The sequence below is a fragment of the Ruminococcus flavefaciens MA2007 genome (genome assembly GCF_000621845.1).
GTDB lineage: Bacteria > Bacillota > Clostridia > Oscillospirales > Ruminococcaceae > Ruminococcus > Ruminococcus flavefaciens_E.
The window spans coordinates 268,188-289,148 of the sequence record NZ_JHXF01000006.1 but is presented as its reverse complement, the minus strand read 5'-3'; the positions used below and the strand labels follow the sequence as shown (position 1 = coordinate 289,148).

Here is a 20,961-nt window from a genome sequence, read left to right as displayed (position 1 = left end):
GCTTATTTTCTGAATACCATACTGTATCCGTCATACAGTTAGTATTCTAAAATTTTACTTGAATTTTCCATAAATTATGTTATAATAATATTATGTACATTAATATTTATGAAGGAGGGGTAAAATCATGTTCGGATTTGAAAATATGCTCCACGATGAATTTACCGAGCTGCCATTCAAGATCATGTTTTACGTCATTATTTTCCTGTTCGGCATCTGCATTGGAAGCTTCCTCAACGTTGTTATCCTGAGACTTCCCAAAGGGGAATCGGTCATCGGATTAAAACGCAGCAAAGAGGATAAGGAAAAAGCTTCTCACTGCATGACCTGCGGCGCCAAGATCAGACCTATCGACCTGATACCTGTTTTCAGCTGGATAATGCTGAGAGGAAAATGTCACAACTGCGGTGCTAAGATCTCACCGCGATATCCAATAGTAGAATCTTTAAACGGACTTCTCTATGTTCTGACGTTTTTTGTTCTGGATATCAATGTTAAGTCCATAATAACCTGCGTTCTGATGACTTTTCTTATTGTCATCGCTTTCATCGACTGGGACACAAAGGAAATATTCATCGGCATGATAGCCATAATACTTCTTCTTGCTTTCCCGCTTGCTTTCTTCTACTCACGCGAGTACGGAGACGTTACACTGAAGAGCCGAGTTATCGGAATGTTTGTTATCAGCGTTCCGTTCTTTATAATCGGTGAAGCAAGCCGTCCAATCATCAGAAAGAAATTCGGTGAGGATTTCAGGGCTATCGAGCTTGGCGATACATATTTAATGTTCGCAGCAGGTGCCTTCCTCGGAACACGGGCTGTTATCGCTTCAACATTTGTTGGTATCATTACTGCCGCTTTCGGAGGATTACTCGTCAAGGCAGTTACAAAGGATTCAAAGTTTGCCTTCGGTCCGTTCCTTGCAATTGGAATCGCCGTTGGCTCACTGTGGGGCAATCAGATAGCTCAGTGGTACTTGAACCTCCTGGCTACCGAATAAAAACAGTGAAAAATAAGTACAGGCAGCAGCATTGAACTGCTGCCTGTTTTTTTACATATTCTTATCTGAGCTCATCGCCGTATGCATATACAAAGTAGATATCGTTATTGAAATCTATCTTTGGATTTACCTTTTCGGTCCAAAAGCTCCAGCCTGATTCAGGGATAGTCGGATTGGATACAGTACTCTGCATCTTTACCTTTCCGTCATCGCCTCTAATCGGTCTGCTTACTCCGGCATCAAGATTTGATCTTGATTCTGAAGGAGTATTGATATTTGTCAGCGGCAGGTTAGCGATCTGAACAGCTACAGGATTCTTAAATGCTCTGTAGTTATTAACATCTACATAACCGTGCTGTGAAACATCCTTGTCAAGAACTATCTCAATAGACAGATCATCGCGCTGAGGAACGTCCTCTGTATCATCAAAGTCCTGCTTGATAGCCTTGTAGGTCTCTTTCTGATCTCCGCCTGCAGGTGTCGGAACCGATACAAGCTGTGAATGTCCAAGTGCATAGCTGAAGCTGTAGCTTGAATCCGGTGCACTGAAGAATGCAGGATTAAGAACTGCTCTCTCCGGTACTACATCGATGATCTCGTTGCCTACTGCTTCTGCATTGTCGAATACATATTCTGTCAGAGTAATCTGACCTGCGGGAGCTGTTGTGCCGTCAGGAAGCGTTGCAGCTTTATTCAGAAGACGAAGTATATATATCTTGCCTCTTACGCCTCTTATTGACGTACCGTCATCAGATTTTACAACATTATCGTAATGCTCTTTTCTGAATTTTTCAGCAAGCTCCTGCATTGAAGAATATTCACTAAGATTATCTCCTGTGAGGACATATAAGCTATCGGCATATTCAAGAGCACCCTGAAGATACTCCTGAATATTATGCGAATAGGAATATGTTTTCTCTGCAAGAGCTGTATTCTTATACATTCTTGATACAGGTGTAGTAAGTGCAAGTGCCGCAGCCATAAGAACTGAGAAGATAGCCATAACTACCAGAAGCTCTACAAGGGTAAAGCCCTTGAGCACTGATTTTTTCATTTTATCCATATGTCTGCCTCCCATTATGTTGATGAATTAGAGTCAGCTGGATTTGCATTCGGATCAGCTGGGTTTGCGTTAGGATCCGCATTAGGATCAGTGTTAGGATCCGCGTTAGGATCAGCATTAGGATCCGCGTTAGGATCAGCGTTAGGATCAGCATTAGGATCCGCATTAGGATCAGTGTTAGGATCAGCATTAGGATCCGCGTTAGGATCAGCTGTCTTGTATTTTACAAACTGGAAGTTAAGTCCGCCGTTTGCCTTATTTCTGATAGCGATCTTGTCTGCTTCACTGAGACCGTCCTCAATAATTTCTCTTGTGTTGTACTTTACAGCTTCAAGAGATACAGAAGCCGGATCACCCATATCATTTATGCTTACATCAACTGAGATATTTGAAGGTGTAAGCTCAACAGGTGATTTATCAGGCCGTCCGTTTGCTGCAACAGGCGACTCTGCTGAAATTTTGCTTTTCAGGACATTTGTCGCTCTGTTTGTAGCGTCTATATGCGTTCCTACAAGTATGAGCAGACCGCCCATAACCGCAAAGATCGCAATAGAAATAATCATTTCAACCAGAGTCATGCCCTTTAAGCTTTTTTTACTTTTTTTCATAGAACACGCCTCCTTTTATGTGGCTGAATAGAACTCGAAGAACCATTTCTCGCCAGTAGCGGCTCTGATTACTCTTGTGGTAACACCCTGATTACCCTGCTGATCAGTATCGCCTTGGTCGCCTATCTGGCCTGATTCGGTGTAGTAGAGACCGAAGTCATTCTGTGTCTGTAATACATCGTCAAACAGAGCGTTACCAATAATACATGGACAACCCTGAACCTGATCTCCGCCACGTGTCTGTGCACCCTGTGGCTTCTTCGTCCAATCAACACCGTATTCATCGATGTAGTGAACTCTGTATTTACCTACTACAAGGCTTTGGAAATCAGTGTATGGACACTTGAATGTTCCGGTAAGTGTACAATTGTTACTAAGGAATAATTCTGAATCATTTTCTCCGTAGAATTCCATACGGAAATCAGTATTTGTATGATTTACCATATTGATCTCTAAAGGATTGGAATCATCTGTACCGCTTGCTATCTTCTTATTGATGATAGAGCCCTTGTCGATCTTTACAGTTCCCTTGATAAAGAACTTGACTTTTCCTTCCTGCTTACTATTTGCCGGGTTTGTGAAATCAACGTGTATCTCAGCTTCATTGCCCATAGTAACATTGTCTAATACTACCCAGATTTCTTTACCAAGAGGATTGATCTCAATTACCTTAGGTTTATATTCTTCATCCTTAGAATAGTTTCCATTTGTATATACAGCTCTTTTATAAGGTCTGTCTTTGGCTTTAATCTTGCCGTCATTGCCGTCATTGACGCTCATATCGGAACCACTTATCGAACCTGTGATAACACAGTTACCTGTGATGATATCCTTATCTGTCGGATGTCCCCAGATACTTGTGTTACTTGCATTTTTCTTATAATTGCCATCGAGAGCAATTGCTGTTTCCTTAGATGTCTCGTCTGCATTCTCCAATGTAGCAGCTATAGCTTCGCCTGCTGCTTCCTTAAGAGTACGAGGATAGTCAACGCCTGTCTTCTTGAATCCAAGATCCTGACGAACCTCCTGAAGAGTCTTTATGATCTTTGTTCCATCAGGTGCAGAGTTAAACATACCCGTAACACCCTCGCCGCCTTCGACTGTGTAATAGCCATAAATCTTTTCTCTTGTCATATCCTCAGGATATGCAGACTTTCCATACGCTTCAATGCTCTTTATTTTATCAGCATCGTCTATTGGAGCCTGAGGCTCTTGACGCGGTGCGTCAAAAGTTTCCTTATCTACTTCAATACCATTAATATAGTACGTATACTGGTTTGCACCAACATTTACAGGAGGATTAATTTGCTGACCATTAGCATCTGCCTTATTATAATGAGGAACCACTGCATTTGGAACAATATTACCTGTAAGAGGATCGATCATAACCTTTTCGTAATCACATTTAATTGATGTTTCACGATATACAGTTTCATTTGCTGAATTGGTTACGCGCTCAAACTCACAAGGATATGCCGGTCTGTTATAATCCGACGATTCCTCAGCATTTGCAAGGTCTATCCACTTTTCTACTACACTGGCAGTTTCTGGATCCGACATGTTTGTCTGTCCCTCTAAAAGAGCCTTTATGATATCGTCTACATTCTTTATTACTTCGTAACTGTCTGCAGTAGCATTTTCTTTTTCATCAGGGAAATAATAAGTATAATCTCCGCCATTTCTGCACATTATTATGCCCGGACAATAGTTGTCCTTATACTTATAGAAAGTTCTTTTAACATCACCTTCAATAGGATTACCATACATATCTCCTGGTTTATAACTGTAATTGCCTGCATCTACATAATGTTGATCTGGATTCCATACAAACCATTCACGCTTAGGGCAAGTCAATACTTTAATATCATCCCAATTAGGCTCTTCACCCTCCTTAGGCTCATACTCAGGAGGACCATCATAAATATTCTTTACTCTAGTGTATGTAGGTGTAGCATTATTGTTATTATTATTGTTATTACCGTCGACAGAATAACCTTCTATATTATCGCAGTAAACATGACCGTCAACAATAAGTGTACCTGTTACTTCAAGTTTTCCGCCTACAACGAGATCACCGTGAATGTGTACGGTTGCAGGTCCTGTAATTATACAATTCTCAGTAACACGAACATCGCCGTCATATTCACCACCGCCGAGGTGAAGTCTTCCGTTACAGAAGATATTACCACCCTCAGAATAATTCTGAGACGCTGTCTGGTTTACTGTATCATATGCCCACCTATAAAGCTGTGAATTATTCTGGTTATTTCCGCCAAAATAATTATTTCCTTTTTCTACCTTTCCATTTGTAGTAGGGTTAGTAACATCATAGAACTCGCCTGGCTGATACCTATCCATAAAATACATATCAGCGTGAACAAGATAATTGTTATTACCTGTAGCCATTGTACCAACAAAAAGGTTATATGGTGAAGCTGGTCGGTTTATATGCTGTGACATTTGCTTGTTTTCGCCCTTATAAGTAATAAGATTTCCGTCTGAAGTCTGAGTAGTAAAGGCGTCATTAACATATAAATATGGTATCTGCTTCTGAGTAAAATCATGATTCATCTTATAATTCAGCTCAACAAGCTCATTATTTGGGAGTAAGAGACTTCCTGTTATAACAGTCTGTGATACAGGAACATCAGCAGCCTGATCTACGTTAATACCGAATGTACCAGTTTTAAAAGATACATCTCCGTTAATGAATGTGAGTGTAGTATTAAGCTCACATGAGTTATCAAGCACATAACTGTATTTCATACCGTTTTTTTCGGCGTCGCTGGATAGACCGATACCCATACCGCCTGTGTAACGTCCGCCGTTTTGGAAGACACCGTCACCAACAGTATTAAGTCCCTTGATACCGCCTGTGTTTGTTCTTGGGGTAGTAGGTACTGTCTCTGTTTCCTCGGGTTCACCGGGCATTTTTGTCAGATATGCAGTTACAGTGGATTCCTCTCGACCAACACGAGCAGTAGCTGTGATCTTAACTCTTTCGATCTGAACCCACTTCTGAGTTTCCTTCCAATCGTAAACCCATTCAGTCTTTTCAGGGTGCTGAGGATCGGATGGATTTGTAAGATTTTCTCTTTCAACGGTTATCTGATTGTCATGCCAAACGCCGTGTTCGTCCCAGTAGCCAATAATACCCATGGCTCTGTCCTGCGATCCACCTTCGTTAAAAGTTATTGTCGGGTGTATAATATTAGTATTTCCGTCGATTCCGAGATTAACTATCTTATTACGGACTTCTTCACTTGCCTCTAAAGCCTGAGTGAAGCCCGTGATCGCAGTTTTAGCCGTATAGCTTGCCTGCGATGACGAGTAGGACTTATGCGCGCGATTGTTTGAAGCAGTCGCAAGCGCAAGGGTACCCGTCAGAAAAATTATGAGTAATGCCATTACTGCGACAACGGTGAACAAGACCGTACCGCGCAGTCTGTTGTTTTTCTCTGTTTTCATTTCCCTAACCGCCTTTCAAGTTATATTTTTCTCATAACTATAGCGTTTGAAGTAGGTATTTCTGCATTTTACTTCATCTCAACGTCGGGCTCTTCCATTTCAATTACTGAGTAAAGTGATAATACGATCTGTGCATCAGAAATATTCTTTATTTCCTTTTCGCCTGCCTGAACAGAAACCTCTTCGCCGTCCTTTGACTCCGGAAGCTCTACTCCAGCCTTTTTAGCAGCGTCCTTACCAAATGTATAATCGCTAAGAGTTACCGAATTAATAACAACTGCCTTATCAAAATTCTTCATAGCATCAAGATACTTCCAGATATTTTCCTTTGTACCTGTGATCTTCATAGCATACTGTGTCTTGATAACGCTTTCCTTTGCTCTCTGAGAAAGAGCAGTACTCTCAGCAATAGAAGCCTCGTACTCTTTCTTAAGGGTGCCGTTTACGTCAGCCTGATCTCTGAGTGCTGAAAAGCCGTCCTTGTTTGAAGAATAGTAGTAGTTAAGAGGAGTAACTGTTGAATCGCCGAGTTCAAGGTTCTTTATCTTGATCTTGCACTCATCAGCATACTTCTGCATATAACTATCAACTTTTATCTGTGATTTTACCTCATCAAGAGGAACAAAAATCTTTGTAGCGTCGCTTGCATCACTGTAAAGGCTGCGGATAGATTCCTGTAATGAAGGTATCTTTGCTATCTTAGCCTCATAATCAGCCTTTATTGTCTGCTTTTCTGCCAGGATCTTTTTATCTGCCTTATTCTTGTTGTTCATATTCTTTACGGGTACAAAAAATCCTATAAGCAGAATAACGATTGCTAACAGTACACCTGCTATGATCTTGTCTCTATAATTAAGTTTCATTATTACTTCTCCTCCTCTGAGCTTTCTGCAGGATGATACGCACTCTTATTGCCTTCAAGCTTTACACTTGAGCTGAATGTGATTCTATCCTGTGCTTCTTCCTTGCCCTCTACCTTTACAGTCTTGATAGTATAGCCCTTATATGAAGCTTCACTGAACAAGTCGCTCGCGAAAAGGTTCTTTGCGAAATTAGCAGGTATTCTCTGTGCATACTCTTTGCTTGAAGCATCACAGGTAACATTGAATGTTATAGTACCGTCAGCGTACTTAGGAGAACTTACCTCCATAAACTCGATCTTATCGTCCTTCTCATCTTCGCAGGTCTTTTTAAGGATCTTCTCGATCTCCTCGTAATCCTTGCCTACGATACGAGGCTGTGACTGATATGCATCACTTGCATTGTTCATCTTTGTATTATATGCCTGAACAACATCCTGGATTTTAAGAAGCTTTGCATGGTGATCAAGCTTTTTCTTTGTATCAGGACTATCGATGTAGTCAACACATTCCTTGATATCATGCTGGATGCCGATATTCTTGAGCTTCAGGATACCCCAAGCACCGCCTACGATAATGCCGGCTGCGAGAAGTGAAGCAAGAAGGATAACGCTTCCCATTGCATCATTGTTCTTTCCGCCGACACGGTTCTTAACAGCTGTGCTGAAGTCTGTGTCGAGAAGGTTGATCTTTTCGATCTCTCTGTTTCTCTTGAACATAGCGCCGATAGCGTTAGCGTAGAGAGAGAACTCAAGATTTTCATGACCGTGGATCTGTGGAGGAACGTTGATAAGACTTGTCTTGAGGTCGAGCTTTTCAAGCTCATCAGTAAGTCTTACATACTCATGTGTATCTCCGTAGAAGATAACGTTCTCAATGGACTCACCTGTGTTACGGCTTCTGTGGAACTGGAGCATACGGAAGATGTTCTCGTTGACTGCTTCAAATACGTAGTCATCCGAGTAACCGTAGTCGGCAGCGTCGATAGAAGCGAAACGTGAGAATGAAAGCTGTCCCTGCTCATAGAGGTTGAGTGAGATGAAGTTGTTATCGATCTGTACAGCAAGGAGAGGCATCTTTGACTTGATCTTTGTATCGGCAAGAAGTACCTTTGTGATACAGTTGCAGCCGATCATTACTGATCTGAGTGAGATGCTGAGGAGCTTGAACACTTCTCTGTAGCTGTTTACGATCTCATAAGGACAAGCTGTAGCGAGGATCTTGTACGAAGGCTCGTTTACATCTCTGCTGTCTGCGTCGCCTACTATAATGTAGGATACGCTGTATGAATCGTCGAGGTTGAGCTCAGCCTGCATCTGGAGCTTAACTGTCTTCTGGAGATCCTGACCTTTGCCCTTGGCAACTGTCATTTCCTTGAAGATAGTAAGGTTGGAGGAAATCGAAACGATCGCTTCTTTATCAGGCATTCTGTGCATTTTAAGTACGTTGTTAATGAGTGTAGCAACTGCAGGAACATCCTTAACGTGACCGTTTACGATAAGTCCCTCTTCAACATTTACGGTAGCAGCAGAACTGATCTTGATCTTGCCGTTACTTTCAACGCCCTTAACAACTCGTATATTTCTATCAGTGATATCAAATGAAAGCATTTATCTTTCCACCTTTCTTTATTAACCGTTTTCTACGTTTTCCATTGCTCCGTAAAGCGCTGGGTAAATACCACATACGACAAGTCCGATGATAACGCCCATGAAGATAAGGAGTACAGGCTCTATCGTACTAACAAGTCGCTGAACGGCTGAATCTGATTCATCTTCGTAGTAATCAGATGTTTTCTCAAGGATCGAGTCAAGCGCACCTGACTCTTCGCCGACGTAGATTACCGAGCAGAACATAGGCTCGAAAATCTCTGTACGTGTTATCGCAGACGAAAGCGTCTCGCCCTGTTTTACTTCGTCGATAACGTCAACGAACTTTTCGTCTACGTAAGCATTACCGAGGATCGATGATGCTCTTTCGAGGCATTCAACCATCGGAAGACCGCTTGAGTAAAGTGAGGAAAGAGTTCTTGCGAAACGTCCTGTGTAGATCTTTGTAACGAGAGGACCGAAGCCCGGACCTTTGATAAGCATTCGGTCAAACTTTATTCGGAATCCCGGAGTTCTGAGAGCTGCTCTGAAGCCCAGAACCGCTACGATAAGGATAACGACAAGTATGTACCACTTATGTGTCAGGAAGTCACTGATTCCGGCCATTATTCGAGTCAGAACAGGCATATCTTCCTTGCTGTCGAACATATCGATGAACGTCGGCATGATAACTGTAAAGAGGAAGATTACGATAACTACACAGAGCACCAGAAGTATGATAGGATATATCATAGCGCCTCTGATAGTGTTCTTGAGTTTATTTTCCTTTGCATAGTGGTCTGACATTCGGTTCATAATGATATCCAGCGAACCTGAGCTCTCGCCCGCGCCGACCATCGAGATAAGGAAGTCCGGGAATGAACCCGAGTGCATTTCGAGAGATGACGAGAAGGATTCACCCTTCTGTACGTTCTCGTAAATGTCCTGCCAGATCGCTCGCGGCTTTTCGTTTTCCTGCTCTTTTGTCAGGATATCAATGGCTTTTACAAGTGTAAGACCTGATGTGAGCATCGCAGCAAGCTGTCGGCAGCAGAATGCGAGCTCGTTGGTTTTAAACTTGTAAATTGATTTTGTGTCATCTGAATCGCTCTCCTTGTAATCCCTGACATACAAGCCCTTTTCCTTGGCTTTCTGCAAGAATTCCTGCTCATTCTCCGCGTTAATGATTCCCTTAGCCTGTCTGCCCTTCGCGTCCTGAGCTACATAGGAAAAACTCTTCATGAAACCACCTCCATAATTAATTACTTGTGATGAACGTTTCTCACTGCCTTAATAATAACAATTATAACATTTATAGTGTTACTTTTCAATCGCTTTTTTGACATAAATAATCTACCGTTTTTTATCAATATTTACCAAGATTTATACCATCGGTAATATCAAGACGTCCAAACGGCTATTATTCTGCGAAAAACAATATAAAAAGGCAGCACAACATGAGGTATAAGCACACTGATACCAAACATTGTTAAACTTCCACAATAATTATATCACACCCGCTTTTAAATTGCAACATAAAAGCTCATATTTTTCACGAATTTTTACAGAATTGTAAACTGCGGCAATTTGCATATTGGTAATTTAGTCATTTTGACCGTTCTGTCCAAAGATTCGAGTACAACTATACAAAATAATACGACAAAATCCGCATTATTGTTTATTTATTTTACTATAGCTACCCCGTTTTTAAATTTCAGGCGCCGTATACTATTATAATATACTGGTATTATTTGCTGAATATTCTTACTACCGTTCACATCTCGCGGATAGCCCTCCAGAGCTCCTGCGCAGTCTCCATATTCACTCCTGCCGCAGCGGCTAATTCCTCGGGCGAAGCCTCCCTCAGCTTCGCTATGGTCTTGTACCTCATAAACAGCTTCGCCGCCTTTTTTTCGCCTATTCCGCGTACTTTCAGCAGCTCCGAGCTGTAGGTCTTTTTCTTGTGCTTTGTATGCATGAAGCTGACGGAATAGCGATGCACCTCGTCCTGTATCCGCGTCACTAAGTCAAACACCGAACGCAGGCTGTTTATCTGTATCTCCCTGCCGCCCGTTGCGATAGCTCTGGTGCGGTGCTTGTCGTCCTTGACCATGCCGAAGAGCGGTATGTCCAGCCCGAGCTCCCGAAGCAGCGGTGCTACGGCATTTACGTGACCTTTTCCTCCGTCAAGGAGTATCAGGTCGGGAGTCCTCGTGAAGTACTCGTCCCCCTCCCCTGTCACGATATGCATGAGCCGCCTTTTCAGCACCTCGCGCATACTTCCGTAGTCGTTTTGCAGCTCCTGCTCTTTGACGGTGAAGCGCTTGTAGGCTTTTTTCAGCGGTCTGCCGTCCTCGAATACCACCATTCCTGCCACCATTGATTCAGAAGACAGGTTGGATATGTCGTAAGCCTCGATATATCGCGGCGGCTTGGCAAGTCCCAGGCTCTGCCCCAGCTGCTCCAGCGCAAGAACTTCTTTTCCCGTGCGGTCATTTTTTATGGCAGCATATTCGGCGCTGTTGTTTTTTGCCAGCTTGAGAAGCTCCAGCTGACGGCCTTTCTGGGGCACATGGAGCTTCACCTTTCGCCCTGCCTGCCCCTCCAGCATTTCTGTCAGGAGCTCCGAGTCCTCGGGTATGCGCTCGACGATGACAGAGTGCGGTATATCAGGCTTTTTGTAGTAAAATTGCAGCATGAACTGACTGAGGATATCGTCGCCCTCGTCAGGCAGCGGAAACTCGAAAACAGCCTTGTCGAAAAGCCTGTTTTCGCGGTACATCAGCACGGAAATATACAGACCGCCGCTGTACTCGGCAACTCCGATAACGTCCGCGGAATCCACGCCGCTGTTGATTATCTTCTGCTTCTCGGAAGCCTTTTTCACGGCGTTTATCCTGTCGCGTAGCATAGCCGCTTTCTCAAATTCAAGCGCCTCCGCAGCCTCGTTCATCTCCGCCTCCATACGCTCAACGGACTGGGCGCTGCCGCTCTTTATGAACTCCACAGCCTGCTCGACTGCCGCCTGATAATCCTCGGCGCTTATCCTGCCGCGGCATACTCCCATGCACTGCTTTATGTGATAGTTCAGACAGGGACGGCTTTTGCCGAAATCCTGCGGAAATTTACGCCTGCAAGTGGGCAGCATGAAAACACGGTTCGCCTCGTTGACAGCCTCCTTTGTGATGAAGCCGCTGGTATAGGGACCGAGGTAACGTCCGCTCTGCTTGGTGTTTTTTTCGTTGGTTATGCGAGGGTACTCCTCGTCGGAAATTCGGATATAGTGGTAGCCCTTGTCGTCTTTCAGGAGGATATTGTACTTTGGCTTGTGCTGCTTGATGAGACTGCATTCAAGCAGCAGAGCCTCGTATTCGCTGTCCGTAACGATGAAATCGTAGTCGTAGACGTTGGAGACCATAGCTGCGACCTTTGGAGCGTGGTCGGGATTTTCGCGGAAGTAGCTGCTCACGCGGTTATGGAGATTTTTCGCCTTGCCGATGTAGATTATGGAGCTGTCCTTGCGGCGCATGATGTACACCCCAGGGGACGTTGTCAGCTTAGCGGTCTTTTCGCGCAGATACGGCAGTCTCGGGTTCATGTTCTCCCTCCTTTTCTCAAAAATACAGAGGACGCCCCACGGCGTCCGTTTTAGTAATTAGTGATTAGTGAATTAGATTTGCCGAAACCATGAAAGGGATTCCAAAGGGACTGTGTTCCTTTGGCGGAGTGACTCCCCATAAGATGGGGAGATGTCCGTAGGACAGAGGGGACGTACCGGTAAGGTCAGAGGCAGCGCCCCGAAAAAACGAAGGCGCTTCGCAAGGCGTCCCCTAATGGGCTGTCGCGGACGCCGTCCCCTACAGCTAAAGGCTAACGGCTCTTTCTGACGTGTCGGCGGATATAGCGGAACACCTCGTCCTCGCCCTTATCACGAAGCATCGTCAGCAGAAATTCCAGCTTCGCCGCCGTCGTTTTTTCGATGATACGGCGCGGCTTTGCTCTGAGAAAATACTCCAGCGGCATCGAGTCGTTGTACTTCTCCTTGTTATAGGTCTTTGAAGCCGCAACACGGTCACAGAACATCTCAAATATAAATATATCGGGCATTTTCACGGGTTCGAGCCGTTTCGTTTTCATGTTGTAGTCCGTCCAGTACTCGAAGTGATGACGGTTCCTGCCCTTGTGGTGCATCCAAGCCTTTGAAGCGCCGTCCACCTCGCGCTCACGCTCGTTGGGACTGCGGTCTCCCTGATAATACTTCACTCCGGGGATAAACTCCGTCGGCGAGAATTTCGACAGGTCATGTAACAAGCCCCTCAGCGGTATACCCGCCTTTACGCAGTGGATAAAGACCGTATGACGGTGGTGGAGCACAGTCCGCAGGTGTCCGAAAAAGTTCTCAATAAGCATTTGGACGCTCCTCACTGTAGCTTCCGTTTATATCAAGCACACTTTCTTTTTCAATGAGTTTACCGCTGATTATGCGGCGTCCCTCCCTGTATTTCGGATCAGCCAGCTTCTTCGCCATTATCTTCACGGAGACCTCAGCCATTTTGGTAAGGTCTACCTCAACCGTCGTTATAGTAGGTATACAGATACTTGAAACGGTATAATTATCGTAGCCCACCACGCTGATATCCTCGGGAACGCGGACTCCCTTGGTCTTGAGTGCCGATATTACGCGGAATGCGGTCTCGTCGCAGTTGCACACAAAAGCCGTGGGCATTTCCTCGGGGAAGTCTATCTTCTCGTTGAGTATACCCTTTTCGTTGCGGTCTCCGATTATCCATTCCCTGCGGAATTCCAGCTCGTTTTCCATAATGCACTTCACATAGCCCAGATAGCGGTCATTGATGCTGCTGGTAGCGTTCAGCGTACCGAAAAAGCCTATTTTACGGTGTCCCTTTGACACCAGATAGTCCGTGAGGATATAGCCGCCGTTGAAGCTGTCGGAAATTACCGAGTCAATATCGTACCTGTTGTCGTAGAAATCCACGAACATCAGCGGTATAGTCAGCTTTTTCAGACATTCTATGTAGCTCCTGTGGACTTGTCCGATAACGATGACGCCGTCCACCTTGCCGTCAGTGACCATATTCGGCAGTATACCGTTAGTTTCGCTGTCTGCGGTCACGCACTCATAGACCGTGCAGATATTCAGCTGTGCAAGCTGATTGGAGATACTCGCGGTGAGCTCCCAGTAGAAAGTACCTCGTGCGCCAACGAAACGCTCGGAGGTAAGTATACCCACGTTTTTGCTGACCTTGGACATGGAAAGGCGTTTTCTCTCGCTCTTGGTATTTGAAGGTTTATAGCCCATTTTCTCTGCTGTCTCGCAGATCTTCTTTCTCATCTGCTCGCTTACTCCGTCGCGCCCTGCAAGAGCATTTGAGACCGTAACAACGCTGACGCCCAGCTTTTCTGCAATGTCCAGCATTTTAACTCCGTTTTTCATATGCCACCTCTTTTTAAGTAATTATAGCTGCTGCCTATAGCTTATAATACTGAAATTTCAAAGATCTCGCCTTAAATTAACAAGATATATTATATCATGCTTTAAGTGATAAATAAAGTCATTTTTCAAATTTTGTTGCAAGTGCATAAATCAGCGTAGGAAATTTGTGCATATAAACAAAGCGGTTCATATGTAGGGGCTGACGTCCTCGGCAGCCCATTAAGGAACGCTCTTTCTTGCAGGACGTCCCCTATGGAGTTTCTCGGTTATCGCCTTATCATCACGGGCGAGCGGAACTCGCCCCTACATACGGTATTTACATTTTCAAACTCGGGACGTCGAGGACGCCGTCCCCTACAATATTCCGACAAAAAAGGACGTGATATCTCACGTCCTCGCTTAGTCTCCCTCATGTTCGGGCAGGAACGGATAGACCTCGTCATAGGAGGCTCGCTCCATCATGTCCTCTGCGGAATACGGGATAATTCCCGTCCTATCGCCCCATGAAGCCGCAGGACAGATGTATTCATCGTCGCTTTCGGGCTCGGGCACGGGGATCTTCTTGTTTTTGCTCATAAAAAATCATCTCCCACAGCTATTATCTGCAGGAGATGAGATATTATTCATTATTCCTCGGGAGAATCGTTCACCGTCTGAGTGATATTCGGCTTTTCGCCCTCCTGTACAGGAACTGCCATTTTAGCGTCAGGCTCGTATTTGAGGATAATTTCCTTGACCTTTTCGTCACGGGTGAGGTTATAGGTCATTTTCAGAGCTTTAAGCGCATTCGGTATGTCCTGTTCAATGAGATAATTCGCGGAAAGCTGAGCCGCTACGGAGATAACGTCCTCGTTGGGACCGAATTCAAAGTCATATTTCTTCAAAGCCTCGACCATTTGCTCGTGGGAAGGCTTGGTAATATGACTGCCCTTGCGGTTTGCGATGTCTCTCAGTTCATATTGTATGGCAGGGTGCGGTGCAAAGATAAGGCTTGCAGTATAGAAAGCCACTGCGTCGTCATACTCGCCCATATCTGTAAGGATATAGCCTACATTGGCGTAAACTCGCGCAATTGCCACAGGTGAGGAAGCACATTTAAGAGTTTCTCTCGATGTTTCAAGAGTCATTCTCTTGTTTTTCAGAAGCTTGTAGACCTCTGCGAGCTCGAATCTTGGTCCCACATCAACGGGATTGTACTCGATAGCGTCCTCAAGTATCGGGATAGCGTCAACGGCAGAGCCTGTTTCCACCATAAGATAGCCGTATGTAGTGATAAACGTTGCGAAATCAAAGGGAGTACGGTTAAGAGTTTTCTCGGGCTTGTATCTGAGCTGATACAGGTTATCCTCAAAGGGATTTCTGAGAGAAACGAACTTGTTCTCCTCGCCCTCGCCGTAATCCAGCTTTATTTTCTTGTAAAGTCTCTCTGCAAGGGCTTTAGCCTCGACAGTATTCTTTTCCTTTATGAGCTTTATTATCTTCTCATGCACTTCGTCGAGACGCACACCGTCAATGGTGATAAGTCTCTCTATCTCGTCCTTCTGCGACTGCGGCATAAGCTCGATAAGAAGCTGTGTTGCGGCTTCTACGCCCTCCACATTCTTCTGCTTGGCGAAGCGCTCTGCCTCCTCGCGGAGGAACTTGCTATTCTCCTCGTCAGAGCCTGTGAGCTTAGCTCTCAGCTCCTCGAGGATCTTGTTTTCTGCCATTGTTTTTCCTCATTTCATTTGTGAATGACCGACTCAGAAGCCTCTCTTGTTCATTTCCTTTCTGAACTTAGCGTCGATCTTGTCCTGCTTCTTCTTAGCCTTGAGCTCGGACTTTGTCATGTAGCGAACATCTTTGTCGAAGGACTGCTGAAGTCTTGGAGAAGAATTGTTTCTTCTGTTGTAGGAAGATGATGCAGGAGCCTTGTACTCGTCGAATACAGGCACGTTCTGCTGAGACTGAGCAAGCTTCTTCTGTCTTGCTGAGTCATCGCCCATTGTTGAGAGAACGTCCTCAACAGAATTGAGGATAGGGCTGTTAGCCTGAAGTCCCTGTGTCTCGATGAGGTTCTTGTCAGCATACTCTCTTGAGCTGGAAATAGCGTTGATGAATGCCTGTGATGTTGACTTTGCGTGTGGGTTTACAGCTATCTTGGAAATATTAGCTGTAGGAACGCCCTCTGTCTGAACAGGCTTCTTAGGTACGATAGACTTTACGGGTGCAGGTGCAGGAGCAGGAGCTGCTGCGGCTCTCTGAGCCTGTGCTGCTGTCTGCTGAGCAGGAGCTGCCTGCTGCGGCTGTGCAGCCTGCTGAGGCTGTGCGTTGAGAGGTGCGAAAACAGGCTTGCCGTTCTGGTCATAGCCCATAAGTCTCATTGGAACGTACTTGTATACAGGCTGATTGTTAGCGTCATAGCCTGCAAACTGTGGTACCTTTACTATCTGAGGCTGAGCCTGCTTTGGCTGCTCAGCACCTGTATTCTGTGCGTTAGCATCGAAATTATTATAATCGCTCATGTTAAATTCAAACTCCTCTTCTGCCATATAAGGCGCATTATAGATTGGTGCGGTTATATCATCAAGCACAGGTATCTGCATATCGTCAAGACCTTGTGCAGCGATGTCTTCAATTGTGGGCAGCTCGTCTAATTCAGGCACTGCGATATCGTCTACCTTAGGAGCGCCGTTGAGGGCCTCTGCCGCAAGCTGTGCTGCGGAGGGCAGCTCGTCGAATTCGGGAGCTGTGATATCATCAACTGTAGGAGCTCCGTTGAGAGCCTCTGCCGCAAGCTGTGCTGCGGAGGGCAGCTCATCGAACTCGGGAGCTGTGATATCGTCAACTGTAGGAGCTCCGCTGAGAGCCTCTGCCGCAACGCTTGCAGCAGACGGGAGCACGTCATTTTCGGGAGCTACTATATCCTCAACAAGCGGGATATCTCCGTACATATAAGCTGTATTCGGATCAATGGGCTGACTGTTCACAGGGGCAGCCATATCATCGAGAACAGGTGCATTCAAGCCGCCGGGAACTCCACCGTAGGGCTTTGAAGCTGCCTCGATAGCTGCGCCGATATCGTCGATAACAGGAGCAGCGATGTCTCCTATAGTCGGGATATCAAGGTCTGCCATTTCACCGGGCTGAACGTTCTCATAGCCGTCGGGAGCTGCTGCAGCACTTCCCTGTGCGGCAGCGTCGCCGCCGAAGAACTGGTCTGCAACATAATCCCACGCTGTATCCTGCGGAATATTCATCACAGGAGCGTCAGCATACTCGTCCAAAGGTGTTATGACACCCTGTATAAGGTTGCCCTGAGCGTCATAAAGAGGCTGGCTGCCGTCGTAGATGACGGGCTGACCGTATACGGGCTCTTCCTGTACGGGAGCGCTGTTGTTTATCGAGAACAGGTTCATTATATCCTCGTCGCTGTGTACAGGCTGAGGAGCCGGTACAGGCTCGGGGACAACGGGCTGTTCATAGCCGTAGCCGCCCATAGGCTGCTGCGGAGCTGCATTATACTGCTGAGGTGCATTATAATAAGGTGTTGTGTCTGTATTCTGTGTCTGCTCAGGAGCAGGTATAGCGAACTGTGCAAGGAAATCGTCCTGTTTAGGAGCGGCAGCAGCGGGAGCAGGTGCTGCATTATCGCCGGGCTTGTTTATTGCAAACTGTGCGAGGAAATCGTCTTCGGCAGCAGGTGCGTTTGCAGGTGCAGGAGCAGGTGCCTGTGCTTCGTTATTCGGAGCATTTATTGCAAACTGTGCAAGGCTTTCGTCCATAGGAACGCCTGTGCCCGGAACGGTCTTTCCGTCCTTATTAAGGAACTGATCGTAAAGCTCCTGTTCCTCGGCTTCTTTGGCAGCAGCCTCGGCAGCACGTTTTTCCTCTGCTGCTTTTCTCTGCTCCTCAAGAGCCTTCTTTCTCGCTTCCTCTTCCTTTCTCTTAGCATCGGGATCTCTTGTGATCCTTGCGGTAGTATTTCCCAGCGGAACGATTCCTGCGTCGTTCATGCCGAGCTTTTCACGCTTTTTCTCTTCTTTAAGAAGAAGAGCCATTTCCTTTTTGTCAGCTTTTATAAGCTTTTTAGCCAGATTGGCTTTACATTTCTCACAGGTTATCTCCTTCAGATCCGTCATCTGCGAAGTTCTGTGGAAACGAGTTACATTTTCAGGCTTCAGAAGGTTGATACCACAGCCTGTTTTCTTTTCGTTTTCGGTTCCGTGAACCAGCTTGTCAAACGAAGATGTTACCAGTGTTATATCCATATTCCTCTCTCCCAACCGCAGCAAACGCCGCATATTCCGCTTTTACGGCAGCGGAACGCCGATTTCCCACATCGCCGCAGGGCTTCGCTTAATGATCTGACATCACCGCCTTGCGAAGCGTCCGCAGCGCGAACAACTATACAAGTATATTATACATGACATTTCAAAAAAAATCAACACTTTCTTCAAAAATGAACGCAAAAATTATACCGATTTTAAAATTTTCGGTGAAAATAACAAATCGTTATTGATTTTTTTGTCAGAAATTCCATACTTTGTTTAAGGTAAATTATACAAATAATAACATACGCAAATACGCCATATTTCGTTATTTTTTTGTTTTTTACCTCCTGCCCGACTATCAGATAGACCAAAAACCGCTCCCTTATGTGTCATTATTTTACATAGGTGTAAAAAATTATGAAATCATACATTTTGCTATTGCATTATCATGGATTTTGTTGTATTATTAATAGTGTATTGGCAGATAAGGAAACGGCTTTTCAAACTCTGTCACAGCTTCTTTGAAGGAGGAAAAAACGTGAAACTCGTTTCAGTAGTAGTTCCATGCTATAATGAGCAGGAAGTCCTGCCCATGTTCTACGAAGAGATAACCAAGGTGACCGACCAGATGTCAAAGGATTTCCCCGAGCTTACCTTTGAGTATCTTTTCATCAATGACGGTTCAAAGGATACCACTCTTGACATTCTCCGCTCTCTCTCGGAAAGGGACAAGCGGGTAAGATATATTTCATTCTCCCGTAATTTCGGCAAGGAATCAGGTATGTACGCAGGTCTGAAAAACGCAAAGGGCGACTTCGTTGTCGTTATGGACGCAGACCTCCAGCACCCCCCTGCTTTCCTGCCCAAGATGTACAGCTATGTACGCAGCGGCGAGTATGACTGCGCTACCACACGCCGCGTCAGCAGACAGGGCGAGTCAAAGGTGCGCTCATGGTTCGCAAGACTTTTCTATAAAATAATGAACAAGATATCCCAGACCGAGATAGTGGACGGCGCTCAGGATTTCCGCTTCATGACCAGACAGATGGTTGACGCTATCCTCGATATGACCGAGTACAACCGCTTCTCAAAGGGCATATTCAGCTGGGTAGGCTTCAATACCCGATATATCGAATACGAGAACGTAGAGCGCCCCGCAGGTACTTCCTCATGGTCGTTCTGGGGACTCTTCAAGTACTCCCTTGAGGGTATCATGGCGTTCTCGACAGCTCCGCTGGCTATCGCCTCGCTGCTGGGAATCATAACCTGCTTCATAGCATTCGTGCTGATAGTCATCACTATCATCAGGTCAATGTTCGGCTGGCTGGACGCTCCCGACGGATATCCCACCATGCTGTGCCTCATATTCCTTTTCAGCGGCTTGCAGCTCTTCAGCGTAGGTATTCTCGGACAGTACCTTTCAAAGACTTATCTTGAGACGAAAAATCGTCCTATCTATATAACTAAGGAGACCGAGGACCTCTACCGTCAGCGCAAGGCTGAGGCTCAGAAGTCAGCTCCCGAGGCAGGCGGCAGTGCTCCCGAAAATGAGAGCAAGTGACCGTAAGGAGGCTTTGAGATAATGAATAAGCAGACAAGACTCATAGTCTCCCTGTTATTTATCGGCATCATCGTGCTTGCAGTGGCTATCACGCGCTTTTACTCCAGAACGGAAAAGAGCGCAGACAGCCAAAAATCGCAGAACGACATCGAAAAAAGGCTGAACTTTGATTCCTCGGGCAACCGTGCTTTCAAGAATGGCGAAGGACTTGTGGGTATCATCGACAGCAGTGAACGTATTATAGTCTCTCCCGAATGGGAGAGCATAAGGTTCACCAACAATAAGGACAGATGTATCGCTTCAAAGCGTATCCGCGGCAAGGAGCTCTTCGGTTGCATTGACTATGAGGGAAATATCGTTGTTCCCTTTGTTTACTCGAATATAGACCTCATATCCAGTGCCGAGCGCGTGATATACATAGCTCACGCTGCCGACAAGAAATCCTCTGTCGTCTATAACAGCGACTTTTCCCCCTGCTTTTCAAGAGCATGGGACAGCTGCGAATACAACAGCGGCGAGCTCACTGTCACAGCAGGCAGCGGCTCATATACATATCTTGTGAAAAACTCGGTGTTCGTTTTCAAGAATGCCGTTATAACGGGCGAAGCTCTGAAGTGCGACTACAGCATAAATGTAAAGGCTTCGGGACTTACAGTGCCCATGATAGAAAAGATAAACGAAAATGTAAAAAAATACATTGAATTTGCTTACGAAAGAGACGCAAAGAAAGCCGAAAATCTGCTTTCCGAAATGGATATCTCCTCAAAGGAGGATTTCCATTGCCTTTTCCCCGATGAAAAAAGGGTAACAACAAAAAAGCTTATCGGCTTATCGGATATCACGGTGACATCAGCACCGTCAAGCGGCAAACTGCCGCAGTACATGGTCACTCTGAAAGCACTCACAGGTATCACCTACAAGAATGAGGAGAACAAGCCTAAGCGCCTTAAAGAAAAATATGAGGCTGTTATCATGTTCACAGGCAGCTCAGAGGACGACTTAAAATTGATATCAGGCTATTTCATCGATGAAAAGCCCGATTATCCAATACCTGCTCCCGAAGCTCAGCCTGAGACAGAGCCGCAGGAGAACTGATAAAAAGGA

15 protein-coding genes are annotated in these 20,961 nt (G+C 45.4%); 3 read left to right on the top strand and 12 right to left on the bottom strand.

What is annotated here, in order from left to right; genetic code table 11:
• Positions 1–127 precede the first annotated feature (127 nt).
• Positions 128–1,000: a prepilin peptidase gene (locus tag T497_RS0103205; RefSeq protein ID WP_051530494.1), complete on the top strand. Its 873-nt coding sequence runs from the start codon at positions 128–130 to the stop codon at positions 998–1,000.
• 61 nt (positions 1,001–1,061) lie between these two features.
• Here the strand turns inward: T497_RS0103205 and T497_RS0103200 are convergent, their stop codons facing one another.
• The 12 genes from T497_RS0103200 to T497_RS0103145 all read right to left on the bottom strand — a co-directional run bounded on the left by T497_RS0103200 (position 1,062) and on the right by T497_RS0103145 (position 18,293).
• Positions 1,062–2,063, bottom strand: coding sequence for a type II secretion system protein (locus T497_RS0103200; RefSeq protein ID WP_028514367.1), 1,002 nt, complete (start codon positions 2,061–2,063; stop codon positions 1,062–1,064).
• A 14-nt stretch (positions 2,064–2,077) separates the two neighbouring features.
• A complete protein-coding gene (locus tag T497_RS17915) occupies positions 2,078–2,671 on the bottom strand; it encodes a PulJ/GspJ family protein (protein WP_080693277.1) in 594 nt (197 codons plus the stop codon).
• A 15-nt stretch (positions 2,672–2,686) separates the two neighbouring features.
• A complete protein-coding gene (locus tag T497_RS0103190) occupies positions 2,687–6,139 on the bottom strand; it encodes a polymer-forming cytoskeletal protein (protein WP_028514366.1) in 3,453 nt (1,150 codons plus the stop codon).
• Positions 6,140–6,207: 68 nt separating this feature from the next.
• Positions 6,208–7,002, bottom strand: a complete 795-nt coding sequence (locus T497_RS0103185; RefSeq protein ID WP_028514365.1) for a hypothetical protein — start codon at positions 7,000–7,002, stop codon at positions 6,208–6,210.
• A 2-nt stretch (positions 7,003–7,004) separates the two neighbouring features.
• A complete protein-coding gene (gene pilM, locus T497_RS0103180) occupies positions 7,005–8,609 on the bottom strand; it encodes a pilus assembly protein PilM (RefSeq protein ID WP_028514364.1) in 1,605 nt (534 codons plus the stop codon).
• A gap of 21 nt (positions 8,610–8,630) precedes the next feature.
• Positions 8,631–9,830: a type II secretion system F family protein gene (locus T497_RS0103175; RefSeq protein ID WP_028514363.1), complete on the bottom strand. Its 1,200-nt coding sequence runs from the start codon at positions 9,828–9,830 to the stop codon at positions 8,631–8,633.
• A gap of 532 nt (positions 9,831–10,362) precedes the next feature.
• On the bottom strand, positions 10,363–12,186 hold the full coding sequence (gene uvrC / locus T497_RS0103170) for an excinuclease ABC subunit UvrC (RefSeq protein ID WP_028514362.1): 1,824 nt from the start codon (positions 12,184–12,186) through the stop codon (positions 10,363–10,365).
• 272 nt (positions 12,187–12,458) lie between these two features.
• Positions 12,459–12,998, bottom strand: coding sequence for a DUF5662 family protein (locus tag T497_RS0103165; RefSeq protein WP_028514361.1), 540 nt, complete (start codon positions 12,996–12,998; stop codon positions 12,459–12,461).
• Positions 12,988–14,043 (bottom strand): LacI family DNA-binding transcriptional regulator, encoded by a 1,056-nt coding sequence (locus tag T497_RS0103160; protein WP_028514360.1) that lies wholly within the window; start codon positions 14,041–14,043, stop codon positions 12,988–12,990. Before T497_RS0103160 ends, T497_RS0103165 begins: the two co-directional genes overlap by 11 nt.
• A gap of 399 nt (positions 14,044–14,442) precedes the next feature.
• On the bottom strand, positions 14,443–14,619 hold the full coding sequence (locus T497_RS18210; RefSeq protein WP_155266836.1) for a hypothetical protein: 177 nt from the start codon (positions 14,617–14,619) through the stop codon (positions 14,443–14,445).
• Positions 14,620–14,669: 50 nt separating this feature from the next.
• A complete protein-coding gene (locus T497_RS0103150) occupies positions 14,670–15,752 on the bottom strand; it encodes a hypothetical protein (RefSeq protein ID WP_028514359.1) in 1,083 nt (360 codons plus the stop codon).
• 33 nt (positions 15,753–15,785) lie between these two features.
• Positions 15,786–18,293: a hypothetical protein gene (locus T497_RS0103145; RefSeq protein ID WP_028514358.1), complete on the bottom strand. Its 2,508-nt coding sequence runs from the start codon at positions 18,291–18,293 to the stop codon at positions 15,786–15,788.
• Between the two features lie 541 nt (positions 18,294–18,834).
• Between T497_RS0103145 and T497_RS0103140 the strand changes: the two genes are divergently transcribed.
• Together T497_RS0103140 and T497_RS0103135 are read left to right on the top strand one after the other, a co-directional pair.
• Positions 18,835–19,857, top strand: coding sequence for a glycosyltransferase family 2 protein (locus tag T497_RS0103140; RefSeq protein ID WP_028514357.1), 1,023 nt, complete (start codon positions 18,835–18,837; stop codon positions 19,855–19,857).
• A 21-nt stretch (positions 19,858–19,878) separates the two neighbouring features.
• Entirely contained in the window at positions 19,879–20,952 is a 1,074-nt protein-coding gene (locus T497_RS0103135) for a WG repeat-containing protein (RefSeq protein ID WP_028514356.1), read from the top strand.
• Positions 20,953–20,961 lie beyond the last annotated feature (9 nt).

Coding starts and splice junctions, on each gene's coding strand:
- T497_RS0103200 (WP_028514367.1), bottom strand. CDS start 2,063: ATGGATAAAATGAAAAAATCAGTGCTCAAGGGCTTTACCCTTGTAGAG.
- uvrC (WP_028514362.1), bottom strand. CDS start 12,186: ATGAACCCGAGACTGCCGTATCTGCGCGAAAAGACCGCTAAGCTGACA.
- T497_RS0103135 (WP_028514356.1), top strand. CDS start 19,879: ATGAATAAGCAGACAAGACTCATAGTCTCCCTGTTATTTATCGGCATC.
- T497_RS0103165 (WP_028514361.1), bottom strand. CDS start 12,998: ATGCTTATTGAGAACTTTTTCGGACACCTGCGGACTGTGCTCCACCAC.
- T497_RS0103185 (WP_028514365.1), bottom strand. CDS start 7,002: ATGAAACTTAATTATAGAGACAAGATCATAGCAGGTGTACTGTTAGCA.
- T497_RS18210 (WP_155266836.1), bottom strand. CDS start 14,619: ATGAGCAAAAACAAGAAGATCCCCGTGCCCGAGCCCGAAAGCGACGAT.
- T497_RS17915 (WP_080693277.1), bottom strand. CDS start 2,671: ATGAAAAAAAGTAAAAAAAGCTTAAAGGGCATGACTCTGGTTGAAATG.
- T497_RS0103145 (WP_028514358.1), bottom strand. CDS start 18,293: ATGGATATAACACTGGTAACATCTTCGTTTGACAAGCTGGTTCACGGA.
- pilM (WP_028514364.1), bottom strand. CDS start 8,609: ATGCTTTCATTTGATATCACTGATAGAAATATACGAGTTGTTAAGGGC.
- T497_RS0103160 (WP_028514360.1), bottom strand. CDS start 14,043: ATGAAAAACGGAGTTAAAATGCTGGACATTGCAGAAAAGCTGGGCGTC.
- T497_RS0103205 (WP_051530494.1), top strand. CDS start 128: ATGTTCGGATTTGAAAATATGCTCCACGATGAATTTACCGAGCTGCCA.
- T497_RS0103190 (WP_028514366.1), bottom strand. CDS start 6,139: ATGAAAACAGAGAAAAACAACAGACTGCGCGGTACGGTCTTGTTCACC.
- T497_RS0103175 (WP_028514363.1), bottom strand. CDS start 9,830: ATGAAGAGTTTTTCCTATGTAGCTCAGGACGCGAAGGGCAGACAGGCT.
- T497_RS0103150 (WP_028514359.1), bottom strand. CDS start 15,752: ATGGCAGAAAACAAGATCCTCGAGGAGCTGAGAGCTAAGCTCACAGGC.